The 895-nt window shown below is 65.4% G+C and carries 1 protein-coding gene; it reads left to right on the top strand.

Translation table 11 applies throughout. The annotated features are described in order from the left end of the window. Window positions 1–160 precede the first annotated feature (160 nt). Complete coding sequence (locus MNI96_RS21770; protein WP_249696644.1) at window positions 161–859, top strand: DUF4274 domain-containing protein; 699 nt, start codon at window positions 161–163, stop codon at window positions 857–859. The last annotated feature ends 36 nt before the right edge of the window (window positions 860–895 follow it).

The raw sequence follows: 895 nt of genomic DNA, 5'->3' as shown, positions 1-895 counted from the left end.
CTCCGGGGTCAGCAACCCGTCGATGAGTGCCTCGAAGACGGGCGCGGCAGCACTGCCGCGCCCGTTTGCGTTTATGCGTGTCGATTTTTTCGGGACGGGTTAGGGCCGGTTTAAGGCCGTGCCGGCATGGTCGGGGCATTGCTTTCTTAAGGAGATTGCCATGCTCGATGGATTGCCGATCTGGTTCTGGTACCTTGTCGTGATCGCGGGAACGGCCGTTCTGGTCGTTCGCCATCTGCCACGCGTAGCCAGGCGGCGGAAGCACCAGCACGCGCCCGCCGTTGCCGTTGCCCGGCCGGAAGAGCCGCCCGCCATGACGCGTATCGAAATGCCTGAGATCCTCGACTGGCTGCAGAGGCGGGCGCCGCGCAGCCCGGATCTTTGGCACATATTGCCCGACCTCAACTGGGACTACGAGGAGCACCTGCTCCCCATCCTGCTGTGGGTGGTGCGCCAGCCGGAATGCGATGCGGCAACAGCAATCGACATCCTGAAGCTGATGAATGCCGATGTCACGCTCGACCGGGCATCGGGCGGAACAACCTGGACCTTCGGGGCCTTCGATCCGAACGACAGCGACGAGGTGCGCCTGCTGCAGGCGATCTGCGAGCGGTCGGAAGGGGGCGGTTTCGCCGGCCCCGTACTCAAGCAGACGATGTGGCCGAGCACCCATGCCAACCGCCAGTACCTGGAGATGCTTCAGGATGTGCTCGCGAAGATCGAGGCGGAAGGGCGGTCGGTGCCGTTTCCGCTGCCGGTGAAGCTGCTGTCCGCGCCCGTGCCGGACGATGTGCGGCCGGCGAGAACGCCGGTGCAGACCTACGACGATGCCATCCTGGTGCCGCTCGACATGGCCTGACGGGCGCCCGGAGCGGGTCTTACTGCTCCGGGGTCA

Origin of the sequence: Stappia sp. WLB 29 (genome assembly GCF_023507705.1) — a bacterium.
Lineage (GTDB): Bacteria > Pseudomonadota > Alphaproteobacteria > Rhizobiales > Stappiaceae > Stappia.
The sequence above is the reverse complement of the archived record's forward strand: the minus strand, read 5'-3'. Positions and strand labels throughout refer to the sequence as shown.